The 2,479-nt window shown below is 48.0% G+C and carries 3 protein-coding genes; all 3 read right to left on the bottom strand.

What is annotated here, in order from left to right; translation table 11 throughout:
- Positions 1-669 precede the first annotated feature (669 nt).
- On the bottom strand, positions 670-1,143 hold the full coding sequence (gene dfrA1, locus ACEQFP_RS17360) for a trimethoprim-resistant dihydrofolate reductase DfrA1 (protein ID WP_000777554.1): 474 nt from the start codon (positions 1,141-1,143) through the stop codon (positions 670-672).
- An 80-nt stretch (positions 1,144-1,223) separates the two neighbouring features.
- Positions 1,224-1,811 (bottom strand): AAC(6')-Ib family aminoglycoside 6'-N-acetyltransferase, encoded by a 588-nt coding sequence (gene aac(6')-Ib, locus ACEQFP_RS17355; protein WP_033917551.1) that lies wholly within the window; start codon positions 1,809-1,811, stop codon positions 1,224-1,226.
- Positions 1,812-1,916: 105 nt separating this feature from the next.
- The gene (locus ACEQFP_RS17350) at positions 1,917-2,369 is read right to left on the bottom strand and encodes an NAD(+)--rifampin ADP-ribosyltransferase Arr-2 (RefSeq protein ID WP_000237816.1); all 453 of its coding nucleotides are present in this window, start codon (positions 2,367-2,369) and stop codon (positions 1,917-1,919) included.
- Between the last annotated feature and the right edge of the window lie 110 nt (positions 2,370-2,479).

Here is a 2,479-nt window from a genome sequence, read left to right as displayed (position 1 = left end):
CACGCTTAAAAATAATAAAAGCAGACTTGACCTGATAGTTTGGCTGTGAGCAATTATGTGCTTAGTGCATCTAACGCTTTTAGCAGGGGCGCGACGTCAGGAGCGTCCCTTGCCTAAACTTGTTAAGGCATTTGTGAACAAACGCCACCAGTATTTTGGTTTAGAACCAATGCATACTTCATACGAATACAGCCTATCTCGAATCAAGCAGGAACCATCCAAGATTGGCATAAAAGGTACATTCAACCTTTTCACTGCATCCCATTGGTGCACGTACTCGGTCTTGCAACTCGGACACTTTGGGTTTGCACCAGGAACAAACCTACCCCCGCAAGGGCAATCTGGAAGAGTTGCTGCTATTCGATCCAAGAGCTCTTGATTGATTTCATTTTCATACAGTAATGCATGGTCCTGCTCTCTATGGATTACATTCGAGCAAGTATCACAGAAAAAATGCGGGCAACTGTCGCTCATGCCGCTCGATTGCCAGGCAGGAGTTTCCTTCCCACACTTTGGGTTTGGGCATTTCATTCTTCCTATCCATGGTGCATTCGCTTCGTAATGTACGATTTTCATGTAGCCTTAACGCCTGGCACAGCGGATCGCAAACCTGGCGCGGCTTTTGGTACAAAAGGCGTGACAGGTTTGCGAATCCGTTGCTGCCACTTGTTAACCCTTTTGCCAGATTTGGTAACTATAATTTATGTTAGAGGCGAAGTCTTGGGTAAAAACTGGCCTAAAATTGCTGGGGATTTCAGGAAAGTAAACATCACCTTCCGGCTCGATGTCTATTGTAGATATATGTAGTGTATCTACTTGATCGATCAGGCTTTTGTATATCTCCCCACCACCTGAAACAATGACATGATCCGTTATTTTCTTTAGGTTGGTTAAAGCATCTTTAATTGATGGAAAGATCAATACGTTCTCATTGTCAGATGTAAAACTTGAACGTGTTACGACCGCATACTTTCGGTTGGGTAATGCTCCCATTGATTCAAAAGTCTTGCGTCCAACCAACAGCCATTGGTTATAGGTAATAGCTTTAAACAGGAGCTGTTCACCTTTGGCACTCCATGGAATATCAGGGCCATTCCCGATAACTCCATTCTTCGATATAGCTACCATTAGTGATAGTTTCACAATTCTTCCTCAGAGGTTAACGTTTGACATGAGGGGCGGCCAAGGGCGCCAGCCCTTGGACGTCCCCCTCGATGGAAGGGTTAGGCATCACTGCGTGTTCGCTCGAATGCCTGGCGTGTTTGAACCATGTACACGGCTGGACCATCTGGGGTGGTTACGGTACCTTGCCTCTCAAACCCCGCTTTCTCGTAGCATCGGATCGCTCGCAAGTTGCTCGGCGACGGGTCCGTTTGGATCTTGGTGACCTCGGGATCATTGAACAGCAACTCAACCAGAGCTCGAACCAGCTTGGTTCCCAAGCCTTTGCCCAGTTGTGATGCATTCGCCAGTGACTGGTCTATTCCGCGTACTCCTGGATCGGTTTCTTCTTCCCACCATCCGTCCCCGCTTCCAAGAGCAACGTACGACTGGGCATACCCAATCGGCTCTCCATTCAGCATTGCAATGTATGGAGTGACGGACTCTTGCGCTAAAACGCTTGGCAAGTACTGTTCCTGTACGTCAGCAAGTGTCGGGCGTGCTTCTTCTCCGCCCCACCACTCGACGATATGAGATCGATTTAGCCACTCATAGAGCATCGCAAGGTCATGCTCAGTCATGAGGCGCAGTGTGACGGAATCGTTGCTGTTGGTCACGATGCTGTACTTTGTGATGCCTAACGCCGCCATAAACGGCGACAGGGTGGCGCGCCTATTGCGCATAAAATGGCGAAGCCATGCGCAACAGGCGCGGAATCTCTGGCGTCCGGTTTGATGGCTTTGTTATGCAAAGGACTAGTCTTCAATGACGTGTAAACCACGGCGCTTTAAGTCCTCTAACGAATCCAACATTCCCCTTATTAATTCAACAGGATGCCCCTCCCAGTCTTCAACAACGCCAACAATTCTCAAGGGTTCGCAGGTTCTATAGGACTGTGTTGGATTACCGGGAAATTTTTTGTTCGTAAGATTCGGATCGTCTTCGAACGGTCCTGTTGGCTCAACTATGTATATGTAGCCGCGACCCTCGAGGCCAGACAGTGACATAGCAAGTTCAGCTCCCCAAACTGCTGGCTCCATCAAGGCTGAAAAGTAGATGTGCTTAAGAATACGACCGTCCTCGAAATGAGAGATGAACCCTGTGGTTAGCAAGTCACCAATCGCCAAATTGGCTTTGGTTCCATGATAGAACGGTCCTTGCACCTGCTTGTAATTATCATGAGAGATGGGAATCCAATCTTTTACCATTTTAAGACCCTTAATTGTTGGGATTTGGCTGCATAACTTTGTTTTAGGGCGACTGCCCTGCTGCGTAACATCGTTGCTGCTCCATAACATCAAACATCGACCCACGGCGT

Origin of the sequence: Edwardsiella sp. A.80236 (assembly GCF_044540725.1) — a bacterium.
In the GTDB taxonomy this organism is placed as follows: Bacteria; Pseudomonadota; Gammaproteobacteria; order Enterobacterales; family Enterobacteriaceae; genus Edwardsiella; species Edwardsiella tarda.
This window is presented reverse-complemented; position numbering and strand designations above follow the sequence as displayed.